At 64.3% G+C, this 25,725-nt stretch carries 19 protein-coding genes; 10 read left to right on the top strand and 9 right to left on the bottom strand.

Annotated features, from left to right (window positions below):
- The first annotated feature begins 128 nt into the window (after positions 1–128).
- The 5 genes from RQP54_RS02030 to RQP54_RS02010 all read left to right on the top strand — a co-directional run bounded on the left by RQP54_RS02030 (position 129) and on the right by RQP54_RS02010 (position 7,282).
- Positions 129–3,368, top strand: a complete 3,240-nt coding sequence (locus tag RQP54_RS02030) for an error-prone DNA polymerase (protein ID WP_315676501.1) — start codon at positions 129–131, stop codon at positions 3,366–3,368.
- A 235-nt stretch (positions 3,369–3,603) separates the two neighbouring features.
- Positions 3,604–5,181 (top strand): HAMP domain-containing sensor histidine kinase, encoded by a 1,578-nt coding sequence (locus RQP54_RS02025; protein ID WP_315676500.1) that lies wholly within the window; start codon positions 3,604–3,606, stop codon positions 5,179–5,181.
- Between the two features lie 2 nt (positions 5,182–5,183).
- A complete protein-coding gene (locus tag RQP54_RS02020) occupies positions 5,184–6,764 on the top strand; it encodes a DUF3369 domain-containing protein (RefSeq protein WP_315676499.1) in 1,581 nt (526 codons plus the stop codon).
- Positions 6,765–6,768: 4 nt separating this feature from the next.
- Complete coding sequence (locus tag RQP54_RS02015; protein ID WP_315676498.1) at positions 6,769–6,921, top strand: hypothetical protein; 153 nt, start codon at positions 6,769–6,771, stop codon at positions 6,919–6,921.
- Between the two features lie 55 nt (positions 6,922–6,976).
- On the top strand, positions 6,977–7,282 hold the full coding sequence (locus RQP54_RS02010; RefSeq protein ID WP_315676497.1) for a DUF2798 domain-containing protein: 306 nt from the start codon (positions 6,977–6,979) through the stop codon (positions 7,280–7,282).
- Positions 7,283–7,312: 30 nt separating this feature from the next.
- Here RQP54_RS02010 and RQP54_RS02005 read toward each other — a convergent pair whose 3' ends face one another.
- A complete protein-coding gene (locus RQP54_RS02005; protein WP_315676496.1) occupies positions 7,313–7,933 on the bottom strand; it encodes a hypothetical protein in 621 nt (206 codons plus the stop codon).
- A gap of 268 nt (positions 7,934–8,201) precedes the next feature.
- On the opposite strand from RQP54_RS02005, the gene RQP54_RS02000 reads away from it, so the two are divergent.
- Complete coding sequence (locus RQP54_RS02000; protein WP_315676495.1) at positions 8,202–10,442, top strand: NADP-dependent isocitrate dehydrogenase; 2,241 nt, start codon at positions 8,202–8,204, stop codon at positions 10,440–10,442.
- Positions 10,443–10,683: 241 nt separating this feature from the next.
- Here RQP54_RS02000 and RQP54_RS01995 read toward each other — a convergent pair whose 3' ends face one another.
- Positions 10,684–11,928: a GGDEF domain-containing protein gene (locus tag RQP54_RS01995; protein WP_315676494.1), complete on the bottom strand. Its 1,245-nt coding sequence runs from the start codon at positions 11,926–11,928 to the stop codon at positions 10,684–10,686.
- A 136-nt stretch (positions 11,929–12,064) separates the two neighbouring features.
- Entirely contained in the window at positions 12,065–13,579 is a 1,515-nt protein-coding gene (locus RQP54_RS01990) for a PLP-dependent aminotransferase family protein (RefSeq protein WP_315676493.1), read from the bottom strand.
- A 248-nt stretch (positions 13,580–13,827) separates the two neighbouring features.
- Here RQP54_RS01990 and RQP54_RS01985 point away from each other — a divergent pair, with 248 nt between their 5' ends.
- Positions 13,828–15,237, top strand: a complete 1,410-nt coding sequence (locus tag RQP54_RS01985) for a glutamine synthetase family protein (protein WP_315676492.1) — start codon at positions 13,828–13,830, stop codon at positions 15,235–15,237.
- Between the two features lie 31 nt (positions 15,238–15,268).
- Positions 15,269–16,564: an FAD-binding oxidoreductase gene (locus RQP54_RS01980; protein WP_315676491.1), complete on the top strand. Its 1,296-nt coding sequence runs from the start codon at positions 15,269–15,271 to the stop codon at positions 16,562–16,564.
- Here RQP54_RS01980 and lnt read toward each other — a convergent pair.
- From lnt to RQP54_RS01950, 6 genes are all read right to left on the bottom strand, one after another.
- A complete protein-coding gene (gene lnt, locus RQP54_RS01975; protein ID WP_315676490.1) occupies positions 16,561–19,023 on the bottom strand; it encodes an apolipoprotein N-acyltransferase in 2,463 nt (820 codons plus the stop codon). The genes RQP54_RS01980 and lnt overlap by 4 nt on opposite strands.
- A 10-nt stretch (positions 19,024–19,033) precedes the next feature.
- Positions 19,034–19,573: a hypothetical protein gene (locus tag RQP54_RS01970; protein ID WP_315676489.1), complete on the bottom strand. Its 540-nt coding sequence runs from the start codon at positions 19,571–19,573 to the stop codon at positions 19,034–19,036.
- Positions 19,574–19,720: 147 nt separating this feature from the next.
- Complete coding sequence (locus tag RQP54_RS01965; RefSeq protein ID WP_315676488.1) at positions 19,721–20,797, bottom strand: SGNH/GDSL hydrolase family protein; 1,077 nt, start codon at positions 20,795–20,797, stop codon at positions 19,721–19,723.
- Between the two features lie 169 nt (positions 20,798–20,966).
- Entirely contained in the window at positions 20,967–21,695 is a 729-nt protein-coding gene (locus RQP54_RS01960) for a sulfite exporter TauE/SafE family protein (protein ID WP_315676487.1), read from the bottom strand.
- Between the two features lie 10 nt (positions 21,696–21,705).
- Entirely contained in the window at positions 21,706–23,169 is a 1,464-nt protein-coding gene (locus tag RQP54_RS01955; RefSeq protein ID WP_315676486.1) for an aspartate aminotransferase family protein, read from the bottom strand.
- The gene (locus RQP54_RS01950) at positions 23,166–23,777 is read right to left on the bottom strand and encodes a DedA family protein (protein WP_315676485.1); all 612 of its coding nucleotides are present in this window, start codon (positions 23,775–23,777) and stop codon (positions 23,166–23,168) included. The genes RQP54_RS01955 and RQP54_RS01950 overlap by 4 nt, the downstream gene beginning before the upstream one ends.
- 127 nt (positions 23,778–23,904) lie before the next feature.
- On the opposite strand from RQP54_RS01950, the gene RQP54_RS01945 reads away from it, so the two are divergent.
- The gene (locus tag RQP54_RS01945) at positions 23,905–24,975 is read left to right on the top strand and encodes an AraC family transcriptional regulator (RefSeq protein ID WP_315676484.1); all 1,071 of its coding nucleotides are present in this window, start codon (positions 23,905–23,907) and stop codon (positions 24,973–24,975) included.
- A 71-nt stretch (positions 24,976–25,046) separates the two neighbouring features.
- On the top strand, positions 25,047–25,598 hold the full coding sequence (locus RQP54_RS01940) for a cytochrome b (protein ID WP_315676483.1): 552 nt from the start codon (positions 25,047–25,049) through the stop codon (positions 25,596–25,598).
- Positions 25,599–25,725 lie beyond the last annotated feature (127 nt).

Below are 25,725 nucleotides of genomic sequence, written 5' to 3'. Positions count from 1 at the left end.
CAGCCTGCCAGAAGAGCGTGTACCGGCGGACCTTGGCGCCATGCTAAACGGAAGCGGGCAAAAAGCAATATCACGCGGCAGGGGTATTTCACCCTGGAAAATACTGTATGAAAATACAGTATTCAACCATGTCCGACCTCTGCCCCTTTGTCCAACTCGCCAGCCTGAGCAGCTTCAGCTTCGGGCAGGGGGCGTCGCAGCCCGAAGAGCTGGTGGCGCGGGCGCAGCAGCTGGGTTACGGTGGGCTGGCCATCACCGACGAGGCCTCGGTGGCCGGGGTGGTGCGCGCCCACGGTGCAGCGCAGGCGTTGGGGCTGCCGTTGCTGCCCGGGGCCTCGTTCCAGGTGCCGCTGCCGGGGCAGGCTGCGGTGCATTTCACGGTGGTGGTGCTACCCCGTACCTTGGCCGGGTGGGGGGCGCTGTGCCGCTTCATCACCGCTGCACGGCGCAGTGCGCCCAAGGGGCAGTACCGGGTGGACTGGCTGCACTCCGGCTGGGCCAGCCTGCAGCACTGTGTAGTGCTGCTGCAGCTTCCTTTTGCTATCAAAATAGAAGCTGCTTACGCAATATTGACATGGGCCAGGTGCCAATTTGGCAGTGAATTGTGGCTGGGGGCGGAGCTTGGGGCCACGCACGATGCGGACCTGCAGCGCCTGCGCCTGGAGCAGCTGCAGCGCTTCACAGGCGTACCCGTGCTGGCGCTGCCCCGGGTGCTGATGCACGTGCGCAGCCGCAAGCCCCTGCACGACGTGCTGACCGCCGTGCGGCTGGGGTGCTCAGTGGCGCAGTGCGGCACGGCGCTGCAGCCCAGTGCCGAAGCGCACCTGCGCCCCCTCGACCGCCTGCAGGCGCTGTACCCGCAGCCTTGGCTCTCGGCCACGGCAGAGGTGGCGCAGCGCTGTCGCTTTAGCCTGGTCCAGTTGCGCTACCACTACCCGCTGGAAGCCGTGCTGCCGGGCCAGACTCCGGCCCAGACCCTGCGCCACTACACCGAAGAGGGCGCGCAAGTGCGCTACCCGCAGGGCGTGCCGGACAAGGTGCGTGCGCAGCTGGAGCATGAGCTCGAACTCATTGCTGCGCTGCGCTACGAGATGTATTTCCTGACCGTGCATGACATCGTGCGCTTTGCGCGCAGCCAGGGCATCCTGTGCCAGGGGCGCGGCTCGGCGGCCAACTCGGCGGTGTGCTACTGCCTGGGCGTGACCGAGGTGGACCCGGCGCGTTCCAGCGTGCTGTTCGAGCGCTTCATCTCGCGCGAGCGCGACGAGCCGCCCGACATCGACGTGGATTTCGAGCACCAGCGCCGCGAGGAGGTCATCCAGTACATCTACGCCAAGTACGGCAGGGAGCGCGCCGCCATTGCCGCCACCGTCATCAGTTACCGCCCGCGCAGCGCCCTGCGCGACGTGGGCCGGGCGTTGGGCCTGCCCGAAGACGTGGTGGCCGCCCTATGCAAGGAGCACCCGGGCATGTACAGCCGTGAGGTGCTGACCGAGCGGCTGCACACGGCCCTGGCCAAGGTGGCGCAAGCACGGGGGCTAGCGGTGGATGCGCAGGACATGGATGCGCTGGTGGCGGCACTGGGCCTGGAGCCCTTGCACCTGCAGCACTGGCTGGAACTGGCGCGCACGCTGCAGCGCTTTCCGCGCCACCTGAGCCAGCACGTGGGTGGCTTTGTGCTCACCCAAGGCCCGCTCACGGCCCTGGTGCCGGTGGAAAACGCCGCCATGCCGGATCGCTCCATCATCCAGTGGGACAAGGACGACCTCGATGCGGTGGGCCTCCTGAAGGTGGACGTGCTGGCGCTGGGCATGCTCTCGGCCATCCGCCGCTGCCTGCAGCTCATGACGGCCTGGCGCGGTGTTGCCTGGCGCATGCAGGACATCCCGGCGGAGGATGCCGCCACCTACGACATGGTGTGCGCGGCTGACACTGTGGGCGTGTTCCAGATCGAGAGCCGCGCCCAGATGAGCATGCTGCCGCGCCTGCAGCCGCGCTGCTTCTACGACCTGGTGGTGGAGGTCGCCATCGTGCGCCCAGGGCCCATCCAGGGTGGCATGGTGCACCCCTACCTGAAGGCGCGCGCCAATCCGCAGGCGGTGACCTATGCCTCACCGGGGCTGGAAGAGGCCCTGAAACGCACGCTGGGCGTGCCCATCTTCCAGGAGCAGGTGATGCAGGTGGCCATGGCGGTGGCCAGTTTCAGTGCGGGCGAGGCCGACCAGCTGCGCCGCTCCATGGCGGCCTGGAAGCGCAAGGGCGGCGTGCTTGTGTTCTTCGAGCGCATGGTGCAGGGCATGCTGGCCAACGGGCATACGCGCGAATACGCCGAACAGTTGTTCAAACAGATCGAGGGCTTTGGCGAGTACGGCTTTCCCGAAAGCCACGCCGCCAGCTTTGCGCTGCTGGTGTACGTGAGCTGCTGGCTCAAGCGCCACGAGCCGGCCTGCTTTCTGGCCGCCATGCTCAACAGCCAGCCGCTGGGCTTCTACGGCCCCTCGCAGCTGGTGCAGGACGCCCGCCGCCACGGCGTGGAAGTGCGCGCGGTGGATGTGCAGCACAGCGACTGGGACTGCAGCCTGGAGGCCGCCACGCCCGGCAGCCAGCACGGTTTGGTGTGGGCCGACCTGGCGCCCCAGCCCGCGGTGCGCCTGGGCCTGCGCATGGTGGGCGGGCTGCACCAGGCGGTGGCCGAGCGCATTGCAGGGGAGCGCCGGGTGGAGCCCTTTGCCAGCGTGCAGGACCTGGCCTTGCGCTGCCGCCTCGACGCCGGCGACCTGCGTGCCCTGGCCAGTGCCGATGCGCTGCACAGTCTGAGCGGCCACCGCCGCCAGCAGGTGTGGGAAGCCTCGGCCCTGCACGCCGCGCCCGAACTGCTGCGCGAAGCGCCGGTGGACGAACTGCCGCTGGTGCTGCATGCCGCGCCGCTGGGCGAGGAAGTGGTGTTCGACTACGCCGCATCGGGTTTGAGTTTGCGTGCTCACCCCTTGACTTTATTGCGTGAGCAGCTGTCAAAATGGAAGCGGAACAGAAATTTCCTGCGCTCGACAGATTTGGCGGATGTTGCCAGCGGGCGCTGGGTGCGGGCCTGCGGCCTGGTGACGGCACGCCAGCGCCCGCAGACCGCCAAGGGCGTGGTGTTCGTCACGCTGGAAGACGAGACCGGCAGCGTCAACGTCATCGTCTGGGCCAAGGTGAAGGAGCGCTTTCGCGACGTGGTCTACCAGAGCCGCTTAATGGCCGTGGCGGGGCAGTGGCAGCGCGACGACGAGACCGGCGGCCAGGTGCGCCACCTCATCGCCCACCACCTCGAAGACCTCACGCCGCTGCTGGGTGAGCTGGCGACCCGAAGCCGGGACTTCCATTGACTTCGGTGCGGCTGAAACCGCCCGCGCTCTGGGGTGCTGGGCGCAGCCCGGTCAGTAACCCATGTGGGGAGCCAGTCGAAGCGTTTCCCAGGCAAGGAAGGGGTCGCGTGCATCGGGGGAAAAAAGCATCCGGTGGCCACATACTCGTGCAATACTTGACCCGCAGTCCCATCGAATCGCCTCAGGCCACGGTGGACTGCGAGGACTGGGTTGGGCGTCCCATTGAACGGGGTTTATGCATTCCATTCGATTCCGGTTGACTGCGTTGTTTGTGTTGCTGGTCACGCTCACCTTGGCCGGCTTCGGTGTCTACAGCCAGCTACGCCTCTCGCGCGAACTGGAGCAAGGGTTTGTAGAGCGCCAAAAAGCGGTGGTCTTGCGCCTGACCACCTCCTTGCCCGCGAGTGTCTGGAACTACGACGCTCCCCAATCCCGCCGCATCATGGAGGCGGAAATGGGTTCCAGCGAAGTCGTCGCCATCACGGTGTTCGACGCCAAATCGGTGCGGCTGGCAGGTATCCAAGCCGATGCTGCACCTGGCGCAGGGGCCAGCGCCTTGCATACCACCACCACCGCCACGCTGTTCGTCGATGCCGATACGCAGGACCGTTCCAGCACAAGCGACGCCCGCGTGGCGATCGGCCGGGTCGAAGTGGTATTCACCCGCGCCGGCATTGACGCCGCTTTGCGGGCGTCACTGGTCAACCGCATGGTGGAAATCGTGCTGCTGGATGCGGTGTTGGTCGTTGCCTTGATCATCAGTCTGAACATGGTGTTCAAACCCATAGGCCAGTTGCGCGACGCGCTGTTCGAACTGGCCCAGCACCATGGGGAGGATGCCGAGGAGCTACCGGAAACCAGCCGCAACGAATTCGGAGAGGTGATACGCGGCTTCAACCAAACGCAGCGGCGTCTGCGTCAGGTGATTGCTCGGCGGGCGCAGGCCGAAGACGCTGCGCGTGAAGCAATGAAGAAAACAGAGCAGGCATACCATGACCTGCAGGCCGCACAGGAATCACTCATCCAGTCCGAAAAGCTGGCAGGTTTGGGCGGCATGGTTGCAGGCGTTGCCCACGAGATCAACACGCCGGTGGGCATACTGATCACCAGTGCATCGGTGTTGCAACAGGAGACGCTGCGCACAACCCAGGCCATGGCAGAGGGGGCCGTGCGCAAGTCCGAAATAGCCGCGTACCTGCAAACCGCCGGCGAGAGCGTCAAGCTGATCATGGCCAATGCCGAGCGCGCGGCCCATCTGATCCAGAGCTTCAAGCAGGTGGCGGTCGACCAGACCAGCGAACAGCGCCGGGCCTTCGATGTGCGGGTTTACCTCGACGAGCTCACTACCAGCCTGCATCCGGCCCTGAAAAAGGGCCATGCGCAAGTCGTGCTGAATTGCCCGGATGCCATTCAGATGGACAGCTACCCCGGGCTATTGGCCCAGGTACTCACCAATCTGATCATGAATGCCATCACGCATGCCTTCGAGCCGGGACAGACCGGCACCATTGAGGTCATCGTCTCCCAAAAGGCGGACCAGGTCTGCCTGGCTGTGCGTGATGACGGGCGAGGGATTCCCGCCGAGCACCTGGGCCGGATTTTCGAACCCTTCTTCACCACACGGCGTGGGCAGGGCGGCACTGGACTGGGGTTGCACATTGTGTTTAACATCGTCACCAAACACCTTGGTGGAACCATCGCGGTACAGAACGTGGTGCCCCATGGGGCGTGTTTTGAGTTGACTGTTCCGCGTGTGGCTCCCCAGCCTCAACGAGGCTCCACAAAAACTGTGTCCGACGTTGGAGAAAGATGAACATGGATACCACGGACAGTGATGACTGGCTGGAAGATGACGTTCCCCAGGAGGCGCCGGCCCAGGCGCTCAAGCCTTGGCGACTGCTGGTGGTGGACGATGAACCCGACATCCATGCAGTCACGCGTCTGGCGCTGGGCCAGGTGGTGTTCAAGGGGCGGCGCATCGAAATACTCTCGGCCTATTCGGGCGAACAAGGCTTTGAACTGCTGGCGCGCGAGCCCGACATCGCCCTGGTGCTGTTGGATGTGGTCATGGAAACCGAGGATGCGGGCCTGCGGTTGGCGCGGCGTATCCGGGACGAGCTCAACAACACCCTGGTGCGCATCGTGCTGCGCACCGGTCAGCCCGGGCAGGCGCCCGAGCAGCAGGTCATCGTCGACTACGACATCAATGACTACAAGGCCAAGACCGAACTCACCACCCAGAAGCTCTTCACCACGCTGATCACGTCCTTGCGTGGCTACGAAGGCTTGGTGACCATCGATGCCAACCGTCGGGGCCTCAACCGCATTCTGGAGGCGTCCAGCAATCTGTACCAGATGAGCTCGTTGCAGGAGTTGGCTTCCGGGGTATTGACGCAGGTCGGGGCGATTCTGAGCTTTGGTACGGACGGCGTGCTGTGCGTCATGCGCAAGGACACCGCCGGCACGCAGCCAGTTCCCATCGTGATGGCATCCACCGGAAGTGCTACGCCTTTGGTCGAGCACGCGCTGCTGCCGACTGAGCACCCCTGGTACGACATCATTGGCAGCACCATCCAGCAGCGCAAGAACCACTTCAGCGAAGCGGTCGATGTGCTGTTCATCGAGGCAGCACATGGGCACCAGTTCGCCGTGGCATTCTCCCCGCCGTGGCCGCTGGGCGACGTCGAGCGAAGCCTGCTGAACGTGTTTTGCGACCGGATCGCCGCAGCGTTTGACAACCTGCACATGTTTTCGCAGCTGCGGATGACGCAGGAGGCTACCGTCGTCGCATTGGCGGATCTGGCGGAATCGCGCGACGCCACGACGGGTGGCCATGTACGGCGGGTCTGCAAGCTGACCGAGGCCATTGCCGTCGAACTCAGGGCGGCGCAGAAGTTCCCGAACGAAACCACGACCACTTTCATGTCCTATGTGGGCCTGGCCAGCATCCTGCACGATGTCGGCAAGGTGGGTACACCCGACGCGGTTCTGCTCAAGCCGGGCAAGCACACGCCCGAGGAGCGTCAGATCATGGAGCAGCATGCCCTGGTTGGTGAGACGGTGCTCGCCCGGGCGGCGCAGATGGTGGAAGGTGAAAGTTCCCTGAGCCTGGGAGCGGCCATTGCCGGGGGGCACCACGAACACTTTGATGGCCGTGGCTACCCGCGCGGCCTCAAGGGAAGCGCCATTCCACTGGCGGCGCGCATTGTGGCTGTGGTGGACGTATTCGATGCCTTGCTGCACAGCCGACCCTACAAGGAGCCGTGGCCGTTCGATCAGGCATTGGCCTATGTCCTGGAGCGGCGGGGGACGCAGTTTGACCCAGACGTTGTGGATGCCCTGAAGGCCTTTCTGGATCGCGGAATGCCGGATTGGCTTGTGGACGAGGGCCACTAGCGTCGTGGTCTACCAGAGCCGCCTGATGGCGGTGGCCGGCCCGTGGCAGCGCGACGGTGAGACTGGTGGCCAGCTGCGCCACCTCGTCGCCCACCACCTCGAAGACCTTACGCCGCTGCTGGGTGCGCTGGCGACCCGGCGTCGGGATTGTCATTGAGCGACGGATCGGGCTTGCCGCTTCCGCGCAGTCCCGGGATGCGACAATCCTTCCCGTGCGACCCAGCGTGGTAGGTCAGCACGCTGGCACCTTCTGCCGTGGTGTTGTTCCGTTCAACGAAAGCTTGCCGATGCAGCCCCAGAAAAAATTCCAGATCGTCTTCTCCCTGGTCATGGGCGCCATGATGGTGTTCATCATGACCTTTGTCATTACGGCAGTGAACGTTGGCTTTTCTCCGGATTTTCTGCATCGCTGGGCAACGGCATTCGGTATCGCCTACGTGGTGGCGGTGCCCGTGATCTTCTTCGTGGCTCCCCTGGCCCGCAAGATTACGGGCCGTTTGCTCGGCATGCCTGTGTAGGCAGGCACGAGGACAGCGCGGCCGGTCGATTCAGAACCTGTGCCGCCAGCCCAGTGTCAGGAAGTCCTCACCGTTGGCACCGTAGTTGTTGAGCAGGTCGTAGATGGCGCAACGGTGGTGCAGGCGAACAAAGAATTCATTGGACGCTGATGTGGGGCGGGAAAAGGCGGCTTCCACAAACAGGTAGTTGAGGGTGCGACTGCCGCGTCCATCGGGCCCGTATTCCATGGGACCGACCTCGCTGGTGTAGGAAAGCCCCAATGGCGCGAGCCGCAGGTCTGTACGTATCGCATCCTTCCACTGGAACGCGGTAAAGCGCAGTGCCGGTGCAATTGCCACCTCGGTCAGCGTGGCCTTGCCGGACTGTTGCCCGAGCATGCCATCGAGTTCCAGCGAAACCGGCCACTGTGGGTGCTTCCAGAGTGTCTTGCTGCCAGTGAGTGCGACCATGTAGTGCTCGACGTAATTCGCCTTCCCGGTCAGGGCACCCGCCGGCTCGGCATCATGGTATTTGCCGGCATATACCCCCAGGCTCCAGTCCGGGCTGGCGGTTTGGGCCGATACGGCCACAGGCACGGCCAATGCTGTGGCAGAAACGAAAAGCCACAAACCTCGGAAGGTGCCGCGTGCTGAGCAATCGAGATGGGTCATGCCATTGTCCTGCATCAAGAATGGTCTCGCATGGTAGTTGCGGTCATTCGGCAGCTTCGGCATGCTACGAGCATGGCCCCAACCGAATCAGGGCGACCTTGAGGGCCAGGTGGCAGCGATTATTGATATTTTGCAATGTGAAATCTAATTGCAAAATATATGATACCGGTCAGACCGAAGCAAGAAAATTCGCTCAAGATCACGGGCTCGCGCCCGCACACGACGCAGCAGGTGCCTGCTGCATACCCATCAAAACCAGGAGACTCCCATGAGTGACCAGAAAAACACCATCATCTACACCCTGACCGACGAGGCGCCCCTCCTGGCCACCGCGTCCTTTCTGCCCATCGTTCGTGCGTTCACCGCACCTGCGGGCCTGAAGGTGGAGACCGCCGACATTTCCGTCGCGGCGCGCGTGCTGTCGCAATTTCCGGAATACCTCAAGGAAGAACAGCGCGTACCCGACACCCTGGCCGAACTGGGCCAGCTGACCCTGCGACCGGACGCCAACATCATCAAGCTGCCCAACATCAGTGCTTCCGTGGCCCAGCTCAAGGCCTGCATCAAGGAGCTGCAGGGTCAGGGCTTTGCCGTGCCGGCATACCCCGAAGACCCGAAGACCGACGAGGAGAAAAGCATCCGTGCACGCTACGGCAAGTGCATCGGCTCCGCCGTGAATCCGGTGCTGCGCGAGGGCAATTCCGACCGCCGTGCGCCCAAGGCCGTGAAGGAATACGCGCGCAAGAACCCGCACAGCATGGCCGAGTGGAGCCAGGCCTCGCGTTCACACGTGTCCCACATGCACCATGGCGACTTCTACCACGGCGAAAAGTCCATGACCCTGGACCGCGCCCGTGACGTGAAGATGGAGCTCATCACCAAGAGCGGCAAGACCATCGTGCTCAAGCCCAAGGTGTCGCTGCTGGACCGCGAGGTGATCGACAGCATGTTCATGAGCAAGAAGGCCCTGCTGGAGTTCTACGAAAAGGAAATCGAGGATGCCCGCAAGACCGGTGTCATGTTCTCGCTGCACGTGAAGGCCACGATGATGAAGGTTTCGCACCCCATCGTGTTCGGCCACTGTGTGCGCATTTTCTACCGTGACGCCTTCACCAAGCACGCCAAGCTGTTCGACGAACTGGGCATCAACGTGAACAACGGCATGGTCGACCTGTACAACAAGATTGCCACGCTGCCCCAGAGTACCCAGGACGAGATCAAGCAGGACCTGCACGCCTGCCACGCCCACCGCCCCGAGCTGGCCATGGTGGACTCGGCCAAGGGCATCACCAACTTCCACTCGCCCAACGACATCATCGTGGACGCCTCCATGCCCGCCATGATCCGCAACGGCGGCATGATGTGGGATGCCAATGGCCGTCTGAAGGAAGTCAAGGCGGTGATGCCCGAATCGACCTTCGCCCGGATCTACCAGGAGATGATCAACTTCTGCAAGTGGCATGGCGCGTTCGACCCCAAGACCATGGGTACCGTTCCCAACGTGGGCCTCATGGCCCAGCAGGCCGAAGAGTACGGTTCACACGACAAGACCTTCGAGATTCCCGAAGACGGCGTGGCCAACATCACCGACATCAACACCGGCGAAGTGCTGATGAGCCAGAACGTGGAAGCAGGCGACATCTGGCGCATGTGCCAGGTCAAGGATGCCGCCATCCGCGACTGGGTCAAGCTGGCCGTGAACCGTGCCCGCAACTCGGGCATGCCCGTGGTGTTCTGGCTGGACCAGTACCGCCCCCACGAGGCGCAGCTCATCACCAAGGTGAAGATGTACCTGCACGAGCACAACACCTCCGGTCTGGACATCCAGATCATGAGCCAGGTGCGTGCCATGCGTTACACGCTGGAGCGCGTCATCCGCGGTCTGGACACCATCAGCGCCACTGGCAACATCCTGCGCGACTACCTCACCGACCTGTTCCCCATCATGGAACTGGGCACCAGCGCCAAGATGCTGTCCATCGTTCCGCTCATGGCCGGTGGCGGCATGTACGAAACCGGTGCCGGTGGCTCGGCACCGAAGCACGTGCAGCAGCTGGTGGAAGAGAACCACCTGCGCTGGGACTCGCTCGGTGAATTCCTGGCCTTGGCGGTGTCACTCGAGGACCTGGGCCTGAAGAACGGCAATGGCAAGGCCAAACTGCTCGCCAAGACCCTGGACGCAGCGACCGGCCAACTGCTGGACAACAACAAGAACCCGTCTCCGCGCACCGGCCAGCTCGACAACCGCGGCAGCCAGTTCTACCTGGCCCTGTACTGGGCCCAGGCCCTGGCAGCACAGACCGAAGACGCCGAGCTGGCAGCCCATTTCGCGCCCTTGGCCAAGTCGCTGGCCGAACAGGAGCAGTCCATCGTTGCCGAGCTCGCTGCAGTGCAGGGCAAACCGGCCGACATCGGCGGCTACTACCGGCCTGACCTGGCCAAGCTCGACCAGGTCATGCGCCCCAGCGCCACGCTCAACGCGGCCCTGGCGGCCGTCAGCGGGGGCTGAGGCCACTGCCAGGCGGGACCGCTGGTGCCGTGGCACGATACCAGCGGTCTCGCTGCATTGATGGGTAGTTGTTGGTTCTGGCCCACATGGGTTCTGTGCGGGCTACTATGAAAAGCAGAGCACGAGTTCGTTTGCGCGCCCTGCAGGCAAAGCCACGGTGCACGCTGGATCGGTGTTCGCATCGCGCATTGGGTAGTCGAGGCTTGCAACACAGGCACAGCCCGCTCGGCTGCGGCCTGACCTAGGCTGCTTGTGGTGCAGCCGATCGAAACAGTTCGACGCGGTTGCGGCCTGCCGCCTTGGCCTGGTACATGGCCTGGTCGGCTTGCTTGAGCGCATCGCCGGCACTGCCGGTGCAGAACAACGCGACACCAATGCTGGCCGTGCAACGGTGCTCGATCGGTTCCACTTGGGTGCCTATCGAAAGGGTGTAGGTCGCTCCGAGTGCAAGGCGGATCTTTTCCGCTACGGCCAAGGCCTGGCTTTCGGACTCCGGTATGGTCGCCGACAGACCGGACAGCACGACCACGAATTCGTCTCCCCCGACGCGGGAAGCGGTATCGGCCGCACGCAGGCAGGCCGTCAGCCGGTGGGCCACTTCCTGCAGCAACAGGTCGCCCACTGCGTGGCCCTGGCTGTCGTTGAGCGGTTTGAAATTGTCCAGATCCAGCATCAGCACAGCCCCACATTGCCGGTTGCGGCGGGCCAGCGACAGTGCTTGCTGCAGGCGGTCATCCAGCAGACGGCGGTTGGGTAACTGGGTAAGGGGGTCGAAATAGGCCAACCGCCGCACCGTTTCCTGGGCCCTGGCCTGGGCCCGGATGGAGACCCCCAGGCGGTCTTCGATGCGCTGGGCCGCTAGCAGGATGAGCAGTGCGGTCTGCAATGCCGCGTAGGCGATCACGTACAGGTAGAACAGGGCATTGCGCCAGTCGGCGGCAAAGAGCACAGGGCCTGAGTGCTGCAGGACGAACCAGAGTTTGATGCCGTTGGCCAGGGTGATACCGACTTGCATCCAGCCGATCCAGCGCAGCACGGCATGCCGGGCTGCGGATGCCTGCCGGGGGCGCAGGCAGCAATAAGCGGCATAGACATCCATGATGCCGGGCGTGACGGTGATCAGCACGGTACGGGTCTGGTAGTCGTCAACGCCCAGAACGAACCAGGCCAGCCCCAGCGAGGTCAGCACCACCAACCAGGCAAACGCCTGCTGCGGTGGCCTCCAGCCTGCAGCACGCACCAGGCCCAGATCGATGGATGCCCACCCGCATAGCACCAGCCCGTGGCCGAGCAGCACGGATACCGCCAAGGGGATGGGGCCGCGTAGCGCCACGACCAGGAATCCGATGGCGACGAGACTGGACCCGATGGCCCAGTACCGTATCGGGGCATAGTGCTTCTGCAGGCGGTAGGCGAGCACCAGCGCCGCGGCACGCACTACCCACAGCAGAGCAAGGCCAATCAGGAGGGTTCGGATGTCCAGCATGGAAAATGAGCGCGGCGTCTGAATGCCATCCTATCAACAAGCCCTGCCGCAGTCACGGACGAGATTGGGTAGCGTCGCGCCGATGCTGCATGGGCCGTCACACGCACCGCTTCGGTGCCCCCTGCGGCATCGACGGCTAAGACAGGCACTGCCGCAGTGCCGGCGCCATGCGGGCTACCAGGGCCTCGAGCTGGTCGATGGGGCTGGCAGCAAAGGACATGACTAGCCCGCAGTGGATATTCCCGACACAGTACACCGACAGTGGTACCACCGTCACCCCTTGTGCGCGACAAGCCAGAGCCAGGGCCTGGTCGTCCACGGCGTCGGGCAAGCCCAGGGTCAGGTGCACGCCACGTTCGCCTCCGAGCAGGCGCAACGGCCCCTCTGGCGTGATCAGTTGAGGGAGGTGCTGGTGCAGCGCCGCTACGAGGGCCTGGCGGCGGGCACCGAACTCGCGGCGCAGGGCGCGCACATGGGTGGCGTAGTGCCCTTCGGCCATGAAGCGCGCCAGCCCCTGCTGCACCAGTTGGTCACCGTCGCGGTAGAAGTCGGCCGAGGCCTGGCCGAACACCTCGGCCAGTGTCGGAGGGACCACCATGAAGCCAACCCGGATGCCGGGGTACATGGTCTTGCTGAAGCTGCCCAGGTACAGCACGTGTTCACCGCCATCCACCTCGTTGTCCAAACCCAGCAGGGAAGGAAAAGGCTTGCCGGTGTAGCGGTACTCGCTGTCGTAGTCATCTTCCACCAGCAGCAGCCCATGCTCTCGCGCATGGGCCAGCCACTGCAAGCGTCGCGCCAAGGGCATGACGGCGCCGGTGGGGAACTGGTGCGAGGGCGTCAGGTAGGCCAAGCGTGGTCGCAGCGCGGTGCGCGAGGGCGGCAGCGGCAAGCCGTCGTCGTCCACATCCAGTGGTTCCAGTTGCAGTCCCAGATCGGACAGTGTCTGGCTGGCCCCCCAGTAGCAGGGGTTCTCGACCCAGACCCGGTCACCCGGGTCACACAGCAGTCGTGCAATGAGTTCCAGCGACTGGGCTGTGCCATCGGTGATGATGATCTGGCGTGGTTCGCAGCGCACCCCGCGGCTGGTGCGGATGTGCTCGGCAATGGCTATGCGCAAAGCGGGTGCTCCTCCTGGCTCGCCAGCGCCCAGCAGGCCGGCATCGGTTTGGCGCAGAGACTGGGCCAGCAGGCGGTTCCACAGCGCCTGCGGAAACAGGCTGGCGTCAAATCCACCCGGACAGAAGGGCTCCTTGCTCCAGAAGCGGTGGATCGGGTGGTTCTGGTAACGCTGGCCGCGTGCCGACAGCAATGGCGCTTGCGTGGCATGTGGGGCCACTTCCGTGGGGGATGCGGGTACGCGTGCGGGCAGGGCTTGGCTGACGAACGTACCCGAACCCAGACCAGCCACCAGCACGCCTTCGTCGGTCAGCTGGGCATAGACCGCCACGATCGTGTTGCGGGCTACGCCCAGGCGCTCACCCAACCAGCGCGTAGACGGCAAGCGCTGACCGCCCGCCAGTGCACCCTGCAGGACACCATCACGCAAGGCCTGGGCCAGTGCCGTGCCCAGGGGCTGCCCGGGCTGGGCCCGCAGGCGCGCAGACAGCCAAGTGGCCAGCGCAGTATGGGCAGAGCTGGCCTCAGCCATGGCGGTGTTCCTGCGGGTGCTGCGGCTTGGTGCGCACGGTGGATTTCCAGAAGCAAGGGGGGTGGATCTGGCGTGGATTGTGTGACAAGCACTGCTTCGCCGTGGGTACAGCATTGCGGCTTGCGCCACAGGCCACTTTTGAACCACTGGCCCAATTCAAAATTGGACCATCGAAAAAATAATAAAGTGGATTATATGAATGGTCCAATATGGCCATACCATCGCTCAGCAACGGATACGAGCTCGTCATGAACCCCACCACCCCTCTTCCCCTTGTTGACACGGAACAGGCGCGCACCGCGCTGGAACGCACCGGTGCCCGTTCCATTGAATGCGCCCTGGGTGATTTCACTTCGGTGGCGCGTGGCAAGCGTGTCCACGCCGACGACTTCCTGGCCCTGGGGGGCTGCAAGCTACCATCCGTGGTGCTGGGGCTGACCCTGACCGGCGGCGAGCCCGAGGCCGTGTTTGGCCCGCTGCTGCCCGAGAGCTATGTGGACATGCACCTGGTGCCAGACTTGGGCACGCTGGTACCTCGACCGGGTCGCACGGGCGAGGCCAGCGTCATCTGCGAACCTACGGGCCGCTGGTGGTCGCCGCACCTGGGCCGAGAAATCGATGCCAGCGAACTGTCGCCGCGCGCCGCGTTGCGCCGCGTGGTGGCCGACCTGGCCGCGCAGGGGCTGGAGGCACTGGTGGCGCCAGAGTTGGAGCTGTTCCTGCTCAGTCGCGAGGAATCTGCCGGGCAAGTGAGCTTGGGCGCAGCCCGTGCTTACCCCGGGGCCCCGGCCCGTGAGTCGGCCTGTGAAGCCCTGTCGCTGGAGCGTGCCAGCCATTTCGATGCCTATTTCGATGAACTGTACGCCGCCTGTGCCTGCATGGGCATTCCGCTGTCCGGCCATGCGCATGAATCGGCCTTCTCCCAATACGAAGTGAACTTCCTGCCCGGGCCAGCACTGCAACAGGCCGACGCCGTGTTTCGCTTCAAGCGGCTGGCCCGCGAAATTGCGGCCCGCCATGGCTTTCTGGCCAGCTTTGCCGCCAAGCCTTTTTTCGACCAGCCCGGTACCGGCATGCACTGGCATTTCAGCGTGCAGCGGCGCGACGCATCGGATGGCGACTGGCCGCACCTGTTTTCACACCCCGATGGCGAGAGTAGCGACGCCCTGGGTCATTTCATTGCGGGTTTGCAGGCCCACACGCCGGCGGCCATGGCCGTGTTTGCTCCCTATGACATGGCGTTCGATCGCATCGCACTGAGCAATGCCTCGCCCTCGCATGCCAGTTGGGGCGCGGAAGATCGCGCATTGGCGTTTCGCATTCCGTCGTCCAGCGCCCTGGCGCGCCGGGTGGAGAACCGCTTGCCCGGAGGCGACGCCAATCCCTATCTCACCGTCGCTGCAACCCTGGGCCTGGGGCTGGTGGGGCTGCAAGCGGCGCAGCCGCCCCAGGCTACCGACCCGCAAGCCCATGCTTTGCCCACCGATCTGTTGGTGGCGTTGGAAGCTATGGCAGCGAGCCCGGTGATGCGCGCCCTGCTGGGCGATGCACTGGTGGACACCTATGTGGCCATCAAGCGGCATGAGCATGACGAGCGTGCCGCTCTCGCCGACCCGCGCCAGCAGTGGGACCTGACCCACCTGATTGAACTGGCCTGATTTTTCCCACCCCCGTAGAAAGTAGCCCTTCATGTTCCGCAGCGATACCCAACACACCGATACCTATTACGCCGCCACGGCGGGCGACCGCCTGCTGCCTCGGCCTTCCCTGGCGGAGTCCTTGCGCGTGGACGTGTGTATCGTCGGCGCCGGTTTCTTCGGTCTGTACTGTGCGCTTGACCTCGCGCGGGCCGGCAAGAAGGTGGCAGTGCTGGAGGCTAGCCGCGTCGGCTGGGGAGCGTCGGGGCGCAACGGGGGGCAGATGATCATCGGCTTTCCCTGCGGCATGCAGCGTCTCAAGGGCGTGATGGGCTATGCACGAGCCAAGGAGATGTTCGACGAATCCCGCCGCGCGGTGCAGCGCATGCGCACCCTGATGCGCGAGGAGCAGATCGACTGCGATTTGGTCGAAGGACATCTCGAGGTGGCGGTGCTGCAGCGCCGTGTGGCCGACCTGACCGATTGGATCAGCGAATGCCAGCAGGAATGGGGCTACGACAAGCTGCGCTTTGTGGACAATACCAGCCTGCCCCAGTACCTGAACTCGGAGCGCTACCAGGCCGGCATCATTGATCCGGAGGGCGCACACATTCATCCGCTCAAATACGTGCTTGGCCTGGCGCGTGCGGCGGAACGCGCCGGCGTGCAGATTTTCGAGCAGAGCAAGGTGGAGAGCTATGTGGAGGGGCCGCAGGCCATCACCGTGCGCGTGGCCGGCGGTGTGCAGGTGCAGTGTGACCAACTGGTCTTGGCGGCGAATGCCTATGTCGACCGGGTGGAGCCACGACTGGCGGCACGCATGCTGCCGGTGGGCACTTTCATCGGTACCACCGAGGTACTGGGCGAGTCGGTATGCCGCTCGTTGATTCCGCAGAACCACGCGGTGTACGACAACCAGTTCATCCTGGAGTACTTCCGCACCACGGCCGACCACCGCCTGCTGTTTGGGGGCAAGTGCACCTACCTTGGCGGTACACCGACCAACCTGCCGCAGGCCATGAAGACCAACATCCTGCGCGCCTTTCCGCAACTCAAGAACGTGAGGATGGACTATGCCTGGGGCGGGCACATCGACATCACCATGCGCCGCATGCCGGATTGGGGCCACCGCAACAAGCGCGTGTTCTGGGCCCAGGGCTTCTGCGGCCACGGCCTGGTGCCCACGCGCGTGGCCGCCACCCTGGTGACCGAAGCCATGCAGGGCAACACCGAGCGCCTGGACTGGTTTGCCGGCATCGTGAATCCTCCGTTCCCTGGCGGCGAGCGCCTCGGCGGCCTCATGCAGGCCGTCGGGATGGGCTACTACCGGGTGCGCGATTTCGTCTAGAAGCTGGCGTGCAGCGCCAGCCAGCCGGGTAGTGCCAGGTAGAGCAGGGCTCGCCCGACCCGCTCCAGATGCAAGCGGGCCCCAGGCGCGGCCTCGGGGCGGATCGCCACGGAGAGCAGTGATCCGACCTCGATGGCAGCCCGCAACGCTGCAGCAGTGAGGAACACGCCCATGGCCCAGGCCCCCCACCACAGCCCCAAGGTCACCAGGTAGGCACGGGCGCCAAAGGTGTAGAGCTCGCCCAGGCCGCCGCCGTAGGCAATGTTCTGGTGCAGATGGAACGCCGGGATGGCCAGAAGCAGCGGATACAGCAGGTACTTGACCACAGGGGAATCCAGGCGCCCGCGTGCCGCTGAATACAGGGTGAGGGCGTAGTGGTGCAGTGTGCGTGCGGCGGGCTCGGGCGCGACTGGTGCCACCCCCCGCAAGGCCAGGGCATGCGCTAGCGCCAAGGGCTGGCGCGTGGCCAGATGCAGTGCCGAGCTTCCTGCAGTGTCTCGCAGCAGTGTCAACCCTCCTGTTGGCAACGGCAGATCCCACAGCTGCTGCCGGCTCACCGTACGCAGGGGAAGCTCCATGCGCTGTGGACCACGCTCCAGCACCAGTCCTTCGCCGGTCAGGTGCAGGCGTGCCCGGTAGGACCACAGCACGGCCCAGCAGAGCAGTTCGGGCAGTACAAACCACAGTGCGAACAGACGCATCTGGGCCAGGGTATTGCCGCGCAGGTTGTCGTCGAGCAGCATGGCAGCGCCCAGGCCAAGCAGACTCAGGCGTGCGATGGCGCGAAGCCCAGCCGCTACAGCTCGGGCCGGTGCGGAAAGTACGAACACGTGGGAGGGAAGGGGTCTAATGGTCACATCAAGCGCCGCAGTGGACCCTCGCAGCGTGCGCCACCAGCCCGCCGCCGTCAATAGGCTCAGCCAGGCCAGGAACACGCTGGCGGCTGGCCCTACCCAGTCGCCCCAGCGGGTCATCAACGTGCCTGAACGCGCAGGCAGGGGTAGTTCTCCGACCTCCAGCGCCTGGGCTCCCATGGCGGAAGCCACTACCACCGTTCCCGTGGGGTCGATCACGGCGCTGTAGCCGTTGGTGGTTACGCGGTACTGGGGCAGGCGCGTCTCGATGCTGCGAAAGGCGGCAACGGCCTGGTGCAGAGCAGCGCCTTGCGGGTAGCGCGTGAACCAGGAGTCGTTGGACAGGATCAGTAGCGCCCGCGCACCCAGTTGGGCGCCGTCGAGCGCCAGCTGGGTATCGACGTCGTCCAGGCAGATGGCGGTCATCACCGGTACCTCACGTCCGTCACGCAGGCGCAACGGGAACACCCGCGCACCGTTGCCAGCCCGCCAGTTACCAGTCCAGGGCAACCATTCGCGCAACCAGGCGCTGTCGAGCCAGGCGGGTACGTACTCTGTCAGAGGGAACAGACGGGTCTTGCGGTAGAACCCCAGCAGACCACTGCCAGGCTGGACGAACGCGGCGGCGTTGTACTCGCCGTGAGTGTCGCGGTCATAGGTACCGATAACGAAGGGCACGTTAGCGGCATCGACGATGCTGCGGATCGCGGCATCGAACTCCGCACCGGCCTCGCTCTTGGGGTTGCCGAAGGTGGTGGGATACACCGTTTCCGACCACAGGACCACATCGGCACCTTGGCGCTCCACCGCGTCATAGCTCATGGCGAAATGGGTGTCGAGTACGTCACGCACGACCTGCTCGGCACCCAGGCGCTGGCGTTGTTGCTCGTAGTCCACGATGTTGGCCTGCACCAGGCCTACCCGCAGGGATTCGCTGGCGGGAAGGGGGTGCATCAGCAGGGTGAAGCCTCCGTAGCTCCCCAGCAGAACGGGCACACCCAGCGCCGCCAGCAGCGGGCGCAGCCAAGCTCGGTGTGGCGTGTGCCGCCGGGCCCAGGCGGCTGCCAGTGCCATGTTCGACAGCAGCAGGCACACCGTCAGCGCGGCGCTGCCACCGAGGTCGGCGAACTGGCGCTGGACGACCGATGGATACAGGCCATGCCCGAGCGTGTCGCCCAGCATCTTGGGCCAGAGCCATTCGGTACCGACCCACGCCGCGACTGCGGCCAGCGCTGCAACACGGCTCCCCCACCGTGCCAGCGCTAGCCTCTGCACCAGTGCGAACAGCAGGATCTGGGGTTGGAACAGGGGCGCTGCGACCAGCAGCACGACAATGCCGGTGCTCGCGCCGACCCCGGTGTAGTCGCCAATGGCCATGCCGAACCACCAGAAGGCAGCCGCCGTGAACGCGATGCTCATGAGCCAGGCGCTGAGCAGGGTCGCACGCACCGTGGCCAGACGGTCCAGGCTGCGCAGCCACGGCACCAGCATCACGAAGCTGAGCATCCAGCCCCCACCGCCCAAGGCGCACAAGCCGCACAAGACCGCTGAAAGAATCGGGCCGCCTACCAGGTGGAGACCAGCGTATCGACGAAGCCTGTCCATCACCATGGGCTCACTGCGGGTTGGCCAACGGTGCCGGTATGGCGATCAGCCGGATCGGGAAGCCGGGCGGCGCGAGTTCAGCGGTCACTACGCGGTTCTTGGGCATGTCGATGGGGCGCTTCTGGGCATCGTAGAGCTGAAAGTCGGGCGCAAACATGAGGATGGGCTCGACACGCTGGCCATCGTCAGTGGACTGGTAATGCCGCACATAGCCGGTGGGAAGGGGGTAGTCCTCAGGGACCGCCAGGCCCACCTTGGGCGGTCGTGTACCGGGCGGGTTGAAGGCGCCTAGCCCGGTGTACACCCCGGCCTCATGCAGTCGTTCAATCACCTGCGGCATGGTGGGCTTGGCACCGCGCGGCACGTAGTGGGAGAGATCTTTCGTGGGGTCGATGCCGGGAGGGGCGTCGGTTCCCGTCTGCCCGACGGTGGCCGACTTCGCGGTAGGAACCTGGGCCTGCAATTGCCACACCGAGGTCTCGGCGGCTGCGGTTTGGGGCGGGCTTGCCAGGGCAACGGCAGCCGTCACCGGCACTGCAGCAGTGTCCATGGCACCGTCTGCAGGGTAAAGCAGGTACGCCAGCCCGGCCAGCGCGAGTGCGACGGCGACAACAAGAAGGGCCCGATTGGGGCCCCAGTGCGTGGTCCCCGTCGGCCCGGCGGCCGGCGGAGGAGACTTGTGGTTTTTCAATGCCAATCAGGGTGCCGTCGGGTTGAAGGTGGACACCGACCAGCCCATTCGCTCATGACCATACTGGTTCCAGATCGGGCTCTTGCCGCTGGTGAACGAGGTGTAGCGCGGCGCACCGGAGCCCGTGGTGCCGCCCAGCAGGCCGGCGGATACGGTGCCCCCGGTATAGGTGGGGTGGGTGTCGTCGGATTGGATGTAGTCGTAGCTGGTGCTGGCCGAGACAAAGTGGGCGTTGGAGTCGCGGATGGTCGACTTCAGCGTGCCGGTGATGCGGGCCAGGTAGCTGGCTTCGCTTTCGCCGGCCACATAGCGCAACGCTTCCGAGTCCACTTGACCGTCACCATTGGCGTCGTAGTCCGCGCCCATGTACTGGGCGAAGTTGTCGGCGCACTTGAAGCCCTTCTGGCGGGCGTATTCGCACATCCAGTAGTTCATGGTGGCGAGCTTGGGCAGGAACTTGTCGCGCAGGTTCACGGTGGTGCCTGTGGTGGCATCCTTGCAGGTGCTCTGTACGTTGTCAGCGTCGTAGCCAGGGTAGTGCAGGTTCGAGATCACTTTGACCTTGACCCCGGAGTAGGCGTTGGCGTTGATGTAGTCCATGGCCATGGCCACATAGGTCTTGCAGCTGTTCACGCCGGCATCCATGCCGCTGTAGTCGCAGGTGCCGGTCTGCTTCTTGAACGCGGTGCGGGCCTGCAGGCCGTCGTTGCCGCACATTTCGAAGGTCACGGCGCGCGTGCTGGTGGCCTGCATGTAGGAGCGCTCGGCGACGATCTTGTTGTTGTAGATGTCCGAGGCCACGGCGCCGGACTTGGTACGGCGCACACTCTCGATGTCGGCGTTCCATAGCGCTGAAAGATATTCGGCGTCGACTGTCGGCGCGGAGTACTTGGCCGCATTGGTGGTGGAACCGTTGTAGCCGGCGTAGATGGAATCACCATAGGCGACCACGCGGTATTTTGTGGTGGTTCCGGCCCGGTCAATGGTCCAGGACACGTTCTGGTTGAGGGTGCTTGCCGAGGCCCCGTTGGCCAACACCAGCGTCGCTACGGCCAGCAGGGCCGCTTGGAATCGAGTCATCATGTCTTGTCACCTTTCGTGAAAGCAAAGTGGTTTACGGTAGAAAACGAACCAATATGACGGCAAACGAACAATACTGACCGGCGCGGAGTCTGCGTGCTTGCGGCGTAGGCGGTTATGGGGCTTACCCTAGGGGCGGCAGATTTTTGGTGAAAACCCTCGGAAAGAGGGCTTACCGAAACGTCAGCAGCATGCCCGTGACCAGGAGCAGTAGGGCGGTCAGGGTCTCAAAGTGGCGTTCGCTGACACGGGCGTGCAAGCTTTCACCGAGCCAGGTACCGAGGGCGACGATGGGAAGGTAGTGCAATACCGAAGGCCAGGCTGTCTGCAAACGCCCATCGAGCCAGAACGCGGCACTGAGGGCGCCATCGAGCACCAGCCAGACAGCGATGAGCGTGACGCGAAAACGCGCCTTGTCCAGGCGCATGCCTGACAGGGCATAGACGAGCAAGGGTCCGCCACTGGCGTAGAGACCATGGGTGATGCCTGCCACGAACGTGATCGCACGCGACCGCCACGCCGGTCGGTGCGAGGGGGGTCGACTCCGTAGGCGTTGCCACAGCGTGCGTGCGGCGGTCCAGCTGACGAGCAGACCGAACACGGTTTTCATGGCTGCGGGGTCCAAGGTCGGACGCAGGACATAGCCCAGTGCGGTGCCTGCCGTCATCGCTGGCAGGATCAAGGCCCAGAGCAGGCGTTGGTCCAGGTGACCGCGGTGGCGCCAGGCGAGCACGATGCCCATGGCCAGTGACAAGGGTACGAGCACCGGGACCAGTGTGGCAATCGGTAGCAGCAGCGCTCCGAGTGCCAGTGCTATGACCGTGCCCCCGAAACCAGTGATCGCTTCGAGGGTGAAGCCCAGCAGGATGAATCCGCCCAGGGCGATCCATGCGGTGTCCATTGCCAAGCGGTCAGCGGAGGGTGGCTCTGCGTTGGGCGCGTTCGACGTACCAGTGGGCGGCCTTCTCGGCCAGTGCCTGTGCGCGGCCTACCCAGCCCGTAGCTGGCGTGGCGGATGCATGCAGGTCCATGTCCTGTCCACCGGCGCGGTACATCTGGGCAAACATGTCCAGCACTTTCTGGCGCACCATGCCACGCAAGGGCAGATGGCTCATGAGGCCGTAGGTGGCCGCGCTCCCGCTCTGGGCCAGTTCCGGGTGGGCCTTGACGGTAGCCACTGCCTCGCGCAGATCGCGCAGGTAGTCGTTGACCACCTCCAGGTGGCCGGCCGTGATCATGGCGTGCAGGCCGTCGGGGTTCTGCAGGCGGTTTACTTTCCAGCCCTTGGCGTCCATCTGGTCGCCCACGGCGTAGATGTTGACGTCCGGGTTGCACGAGCCATAGGCCAGCAGCGGCCCCGAGGGGGACCCCATGACGTAGAGGTCGGGTATGGCCTCGATACCTTTCTTCATGGTGTCGAAGGCCTTCATCGTGCGCTTGGCCAGATCGCGGTATCCGGATTGGCCGAAGTGCTGCATGGCTGCCCAGGCGGCAGCATAGGCGCCGCCCGGGCGCGTGCCGAGCAGCGCGGGGGAAGCGAACACGCCACCGGGCCAGTCCTGCTGCACGAACATCTGGTGCTTGAGGTAGTCCAGATTGCGGTAGGTGATGGTGGAGGCACCCTTGGACGCAAAACCGTACTTGTGGATGTCCGCCGAGATGGACGTTACGCCGGGCACGCGGTAGTCCCACAAGGGCAGGGTGCGACCGTTCATTTCCATGAAGGGCAGGATGAAGCCGCCGACACAGGCGTCCACATGCAGCGGTACGCCGCGTTTGACGGCGATGGCTCCGAAGGCTTCGATCGGGTCGATGGTGCCGTGCGGGTATTCGGGCGCCGAACCCAAAATCATCACCGTGTTGCGGTTGATGAGGCCGGGCAGTTTCCGCACATCGGCACGCAGGTTCTCGTCCAAGGGCAGCAGGTGGACCTTGACGTCGAAGTACTCGGAAGCCTTGAACCAGGCGACATGGGCGGTCACGGGAAGGACCATCTCTGGCTGCTTGACGCCGCGTGCGCGCGCCATGTCGCGGTAGGTCTTCACGGCCAACAGGCAGCTTTCGGTGCCGCCGGAAGTCACGACGCCGCAGACCTCGGGCGTGCCATGCAGCATCTCGGAGACGCCGGCAATGATTTCCGTCTCGAACTGCTTGAGGCTCTTGAAGGCCGTCGGGTTCAGTCCATTGGCCGACGAAAATGCCTGGTATGCCTGAGCCTGGAAATCAGCATAGTCCTCGTCGAGGTAGTACACCAGGCTCCATAGCCTGCCGTGCTTGTAGTCGGGGTCGTCGGCGCCATAGGTGTGCAAGTCAGCCAGGACGTCGGCAGTGGCACGGCCTTTGCGCGGCAGCGCCGTGGAGTGCTTGGATTTCATGTGGGTTTCCTTTGGGTTCGGCGGTGCAGCAGCCAGGCTGCGCTGATCAGCACCACCACGGCCGGTAGCAGATAGCCTTGGACCTGCTGAAGCGCATCGAGAATCTGCTGCCAGCGCCCGCCGACATAGCGCACGCCGTATACCAGAAGGGGCAGCTCGATACAGGCGGCCAGGCCGTCGTAGATGAACAGATAGCGGTAGGGCATGCGGGACATCCCTGCCACCAGGAACAGGGCCGTGCGGATGCCAGGCAGGAAGCGCACCACGAAGATGTAGGCGGGCCCAAAACGTGTCATGGTGGCCTGCATGGCGGCCAAACGCTGCGGCGGCAGCATGCGTGCGAAGAAGCGGTGGCGCAGCAGCTGCGCGCCATAGCGATAGCCCCAGTGGAAGATCAGCGCGTCACCGGCGATCAGTCCGACCCACGCCACCGCAATCAGTGCAACCGGTTCCATGATGCCCTGCAGGGTCAGTGCCGCTGCGGCCAGCAGCACGATGTCCTCGTTCATGGGCAGTCCGATGCCGCACCCGAACAATAGCGCCAGCAGCAGCGCATAGGCAGGCAGGCCCTGCAGTGACTGCAGTACCGGCCAGATAGCTTCCATCATGGGCAGGTCTCCGTGGGGGCTCAGGCGCAGGGTCCTGAGCGTCAAACGCTGCACCCAAGTGTGCGCTGGTGGGTAGGAATATTCTTGACATTAATGGACAATGATTTGACATTTAAGGACAAACGGCATGGACCATGGTGAACTCATCCGCGCAGCCGCCTTGCAGGGTTTTGCAGAAGCGGCCCGCGAAGTCGGACTCAAGGTGCCTGCGGCCTTGCGGGCCGCCGGATTGGCACCAGACGTCCTGACTGACCCGGAGGGTTTCGTTCCCTACGGTGCCTTTGCGCGGCTGCTTGAGGCCTGTGCCGAGGAGGCAGGCTGCGCCGACTTCGGGCTGAGACTTGCACAGCATCAGAACGCCTATCTCGAAGGCCCCCTCACACTGGTCATGCGCCATGCGCAGACGCTCAGCCAGGCCTTGGCCCTGGGAGCGCAATATGGCTATGTCTTCAGTCCGGCAATGCGCGCCTCCTTGGTTCCGGTCAGCTCCGATCCATCCTTGGTGGATGTGGTGGTCAATACCAGCGCCGGTAGGGATATCAGCGTAGTGCAGAGCACCGAATTTGTTGTCCTCGGGATCGTGCAGGTGCTGCGCTGGCTATCGGATGGATCCGTGCGCCCGGAGCTGGTCTTGTTGCCGCACCGCGCTGCCAGCGTCGGTGCGACCTACCACCACTACATGGGATGTGGCGTGCAGTTCGGAGCGACGTTTGTCGCAGTGCGCCTGCAGCGCAGCGACTTGTCAATGCCGATGCCCCAGCACAACCCCTTGCTGTTGCAGATGGCGCAGTCCTACATCGAGCAGCGCTACGGTGCAGCCATGCAGTCCGTGGTCGAGCAGGTGCGCCGCCTGCTGCGACAGCGCCTGGCGCTCGGGCGGGTGCAGCAGGTCAGCGTGGCCGCGACGCTGGCCATGCATCCCAAGACCTTGCAGCGCCGTCTTGCTGCAGAGGGCGTGCGATTTGATGAGTTGGCAGACCGAGTCCGGCGGGAGCGGTTTGTGGAGCTTCTGCAGCAGCCGACCACCCCGAGTTTTACCGAGATGGCCTACATGCTAGGGTATGCCGAACCTTCCGTCCTGGCGCGTAGCTGCCAACGATGGTTCGGGTGCAGTCCGCGCAGCATGCGACAACGCGCGCGCGAGGGGCACTTGCGGAAGGTGCTTGGCGGCGAAGGGGAAAACACCACAGCACCATAAAGTGGCACCCCAATGCCGACGTTGTTCGCTTAGCATGCCACACACTTCAACAACGCACGGAGTCAATCGCTATGACAAACGCACGAAAAGCCACTCGCCACCATCCCTTGCTCGTGGGACTGCATTGGCTCACGGGTCTGATGCTGTTGCTCGCATTGGGCATGGGAACCTTTGCCCTGGCCCCCATGCCCTTGGATGCGCCGGATAAGGTGGGGGCACTCAAGGGGCACATGAGCTTCGGTGTCTTGCTCGGGGTCCTGATGCTCGTGCGTCTGGGCGTGCATGTGCTGACCGTGAAAACGGTCGAGCCCACGCCAAGCAGCGGCAGTGCCGCCAAGGATGCACTGGCCAAGGTCGTGCACGTTGGCTTGTACGTATTGGTGTTTGCGATGGTGGGTTCTGGATTGGCCACCTCATTGACCACGGGGCTGTCCGAGGTGGTGTGGGGCGGCGTGGGCGGAGCGGTGCCTGCAAATCTGCATGAGGTCGCGCCGCGCATCGCCCACGGTTGGATCGCCAAGGGAATTGCCCTGCTGGTGGTTTTGCATGTCGCAGGCGCCCTGATGCGGCATTTCGTCAATCGTGATGGAACGCTCGGGCGCATGTGGTTCGGCAAGCGCTGAAGTGGCTTGACGCAACCGGGGCATCGAAGTGCAAAGGGTGTTGGCTTTGGTGTAAATCCTGAGCGCGGTGGGGGCGCTGCCGGTGTAGCATGGCCGTCATGCCATTTATCCACCTTTTGGGGATACA

The organism is Curvibacter sp. APW13 (genome assembly GCF_032337135.1).
Classification (GTDB): domain Bacteria; phylum Pseudomonadota; class Gammaproteobacteria; order Burkholderiales; family Burkholderiaceae_C; genus Allorhodoferax.
Note: the sequence above shows the minus strand (reverse complement) of the source record. Positions and strands in the feature narration are given on the sequence as shown.

What these genes read in the sequence shown, in the direction of transcription:
- RQP54_RS01990 (WP_315676493.1), bottom strand. Translation starts at nt 13,579, where the DNA reads ATGGCTGAGGCCAGCTCTGCCCATACTGCGCTGGCCACTTGGCTGTCT.
- RQP54_RS01970 (WP_315676489.1), bottom strand. Translation starts at nt 19,573, where the DNA reads ATGGACACTGCTGCAGTGCCGGTGACGGCTGCCGTTGCCCTGGCAAGC.
- RQP54_RS01965 (WP_315676488.1), bottom strand. Translation starts at nt 20,797, where the DNA reads ATGATGACTCGATTCCAAGCGGCCCTGCTGGCCGTAGCGACGCTGGTG.
- lnt (WP_315676490.1), bottom strand. Translation starts at nt 19,023, where the DNA reads ATGGACAGGCTTCGTCGATACGCTGGTCTCCACCTGGTAGGCGGCCCG.
- RQP54_RS01950 (WP_315676485.1), bottom strand. Translation starts at nt 23,777, where the DNA reads ATGATGGAAGCTATCTGGCCGGTACTGCAGTCACTGCAGGGCCTGCCT.
- RQP54_RS01985 (WP_315676492.1), top strand. Translation starts at nt 13,828, where the DNA reads ATGAACCCCACCACCCCTCTTCCCCTTGTTGACACGGAACAGGCGCGC.
- RQP54_RS01940 (WP_315676483.1), top strand. Translation starts at nt 25,047, where the DNA reads ATGACAAACGCACGAAAAGCCACTCGCCACCATCCCTTGCTCGTGGGA.
- RQP54_RS01980 (WP_315676491.1), top strand. Translation starts at nt 15,269, where the DNA reads ATGTTCCGCAGCGATACCCAACACACCGATACCTATTACGCCGCCACG.
- RQP54_RS02030 (WP_315676501.1), top strand. Translation starts at nt 129, where the DNA reads ATGTCCGACCTCTGCCCCTTTGTCCAACTCGCCAGCCTGAGCAGCTTC.
- RQP54_RS01945 (WP_315676484.1), top strand. Translation starts at nt 23,905, where the DNA reads ATGGACCATGGTGAACTCATCCGCGCAGCCGCCTTGCAGGGTTTTGCA.
- RQP54_RS02000 (WP_315676495.1), top strand. Translation starts at nt 8,202, where the DNA reads ATGAGTGACCAGAAAAACACCATCATCTACACCCTGACCGACGAGGCG.
- RQP54_RS01995 (WP_315676494.1), bottom strand. Translation starts at nt 11,928, where the DNA reads ATGCTGGACATCCGAACCCTCCTGATTGGCCTTGCTCTGCTGTGGGTA.
- RQP54_RS01960 (WP_315676487.1), bottom strand. Translation starts at nt 21,695, where the DNA reads ATGGACACCGCATGGATCGCCCTGGGCGGATTCATCCTGCTGGGCTTC.
- RQP54_RS02020 (WP_315676499.1), top strand. Translation starts at nt 5,184, where the DNA reads ATGGATACCACGGACAGTGATGACTGGCTGGAAGATGACGTTCCCCAG.
- RQP54_RS02005 (WP_315676496.1), bottom strand. Translation starts at nt 7,933, where the DNA reads ATGACCCATCTCGATTGCTCAGCACGCGGCACCTTCCGAGGTTTGTGG.
- RQP54_RS01955 (WP_315676486.1), bottom strand. Translation starts at nt 23,169, where the DNA reads ATGAAATCCAAGCACTCCACGGCGCTGCCGCGCAAAGGCCGTGCCACT.
- RQP54_RS02025 (WP_315676500.1), top strand. Translation starts at nt 3,604, where the DNA reads ATGCATTCCATTCGATTCCGGTTGACTGCGTTGTTTGTGTTGCTGGTC.